Source organism: Methyloversatilis sp. (assembly GCF_030698125.1).
Taxonomy (GTDB): Bacteria; Pseudomonadota; Gammaproteobacteria; order Burkholderiales; family Rhodocyclaceae; genus Methyloversatilis.
The window spans coordinates 1-2,114 of record NZ_JAUYNV010000054.1 but is presented as its reverse complement, the minus strand read 5'-3'; the positions used below and the strand labels follow the sequence as shown (position 1 = coordinate 2,114).

2 protein-coding genes are annotated in these 2,114 nt (G+C 65.4%); both read right to left on the bottom strand.

Annotation, left to right across the window (positions count from 1 at the left end; translation table 11 throughout):
- Window positions 1-279: 279 nt before the first annotated feature.
- The gene (locus tag Q8Q80_RS18015; protein ID WP_305634243.1) at window positions 280-1,926 is read right to left on the bottom strand and encodes an NAD(P)/FAD-dependent oxidoreductase; all 1,647 of its coding nucleotides are present in this window, start codon (window positions 1,924-1,926) and stop codon (window positions 280-282) included.
- Between the two features lie 65 nt (window positions 1,927-1,991).
- The coding region (locus tag Q8Q80_RS18010; RefSeq protein ID WP_305632406.1) for a transposase at window positions 1,992-2,114 on the bottom strand (123 nt) is incomplete at its 5' end.

Below are 2,114 nucleotides of genomic sequence, written 5' to 3'. Positions count from 1 at the left end.
TGCAGGGGCGGAGCGGGGGTTTCGGCGAGCACGGCTCGCCGCCCGTGGAGCCGGTCGGCCATGCAGGGCCGACCGTGGGACGGCTCCTGCGAAAACCGCGACGGCCTCGCAACGGGTGACGTTTTTCGTAGGAGCGGACCCCGTCCGCGATACGCGTTCTGATCAAATGACACGAGGTGTTCAGAAACCGCAGTCGCCTCCGGGGACAGAACGGGGGGTTTCGGCGAGCACCGCTCATCGCCCGCCGATCCGGTCGTCCGGGTTGCCCGCGGAAGTCGCTTACGAAAGCTCGACCGATCCGCGCTTCGCGCCGCTGACGTGCGCCCCGCCTGCCATGCTCAGCGCCACGGCCTCCGCCACCTCGATGCCGTCGATCGCGGCCGACAGGATGCCGCCGGCATAGCTTGCGCCTTCGCCGGCCGGATACAGCCCGACGGTGTTCAGGCTCTGGTAGCTCACCGGATCTCGCTTTATGCGGATCGGCGAAGACGTGCGCGTTTCCACGCCGGTCAGCACCGCGTCATGCATCGCGAAGCCCTTGATCTGCCGGTCGAACGCCGGCAGCGCCTCGCGGATGGCGGTGATGGCGTACTCTGGCAAAGCGCCATCCAGCGCGCCCAGCCGGACACCCGGCGTATAGGACGGCGTGACCACGCCGAGTTGCGTCGACGGCCGCGCGGCGATGAAATCGCCGACCAGCTGACCCGGCGCGCTGTAATCGCCGCCACCCAGTTCGAAAGCGCGCGATTCCCACTGGCGCTGGAACGCGATGCCGGCCAGCGGGTGCCCCGGATAGTCCTCCGGCGAAATGCCCACCACGATGCCGGCATTGGCATTGCGCTCGTTGCGGGAATACTGGCTCATGCCGTTGGTGACCACCCGGCCCGCTTCCGAGGTCGCCGCGACCACGGTGCCGCCCGGACACATGCAGAAGCTGTACACCGAACGACCGTTGGATGCGTGGTGCACCAGCTTGTAGTCGGCGGCGCCCAGCAGTGCGTGGCCGGCGTAGTCGCCGAAGCGGCAGCGGTCGATCAGTGCCTGCGGATGTTCGATGCGGAAACCGACCGAGAACGGCTTCGCTTCCATGTAGACACCCCGCTCGTGCAGCATTTCAAAGGTGTCGCGCGCGCTGTGCCCCACCGCGAGCACGACGTGATCGGCGGCAATGAATTCGCCGTCAGCCAGTTGCACACCCCGCACCTTGCGGTCTTCGATGATCAGGTCCTCGACACGTGCCCTGAAGCGGATCTCTCCACCCAGCGATTCAATCTCGGCGCGCATCTTCTCGACCATGCCGACCAGCCGGAAGGTGCCGATGTGCGGCTTGCTGACATACAGGATTTCTTCCGGCGCACCGGCCTTGACGAATTCGTTCAGCACCTTGCGCCCGTAGTGCTTCGGATCCTTGACCTGGCTGTAGAGCTTGCCATCGGAAAAGGTGCCGGCGCCGCCCTCGCCGAACTGCACGTTCGATTCCGGATCCAGCACATGCTTGCGCCACAGGCCCCAGGTGTCCTTCGTGCGCTCGCGCACCGCCTTGCCGCGCTCCAGCACGATGGGGCGAAACCCCATCTGCGCCAGCACCAGCGCGGCCAGGATGCCGCACGGCCCCATGCCGATGATGACCGGGCGCTGTGCCAGGCCGGCAGGCGCCCGGGCAACGAAGCGGTAGTCCATGTCGGGTGTGGGATGTACGTTCGGAACACCCTTCAGGCGTGCCAGCACGGCGGCTTCATCCGCCAGTTCGACATCGAGCGAATAGATCAGGAAGATGTTCGAGCGCTTGCGCGCGTCGTAGCTGCGCTTGAACACCGTACAGGACAGCAGTTCGCCGGGCGCGATGCGCAGCCGTTCGAGTACGGCGGAACGCAGCGCCTCGTCCGGGTGATCGAGTGGCAGCTTGACTTCGGTTAATCGCAACATGCAGGGCTGGGGCGTTGCCGCCGGCTGTGTATCGTTCAACCCGCAAGTCTAGGGTCTGTTCTCAATTATGCCAACCAGACGAATGCGCAAGCGAGATGAACGAAGGACAGGAAGGACTGAGCGAGTTTGTCGTATCGCGTGGCGATGCGTCTGAATTGCTTGATGCGGTTGAAGAAGCGCTCGACCAG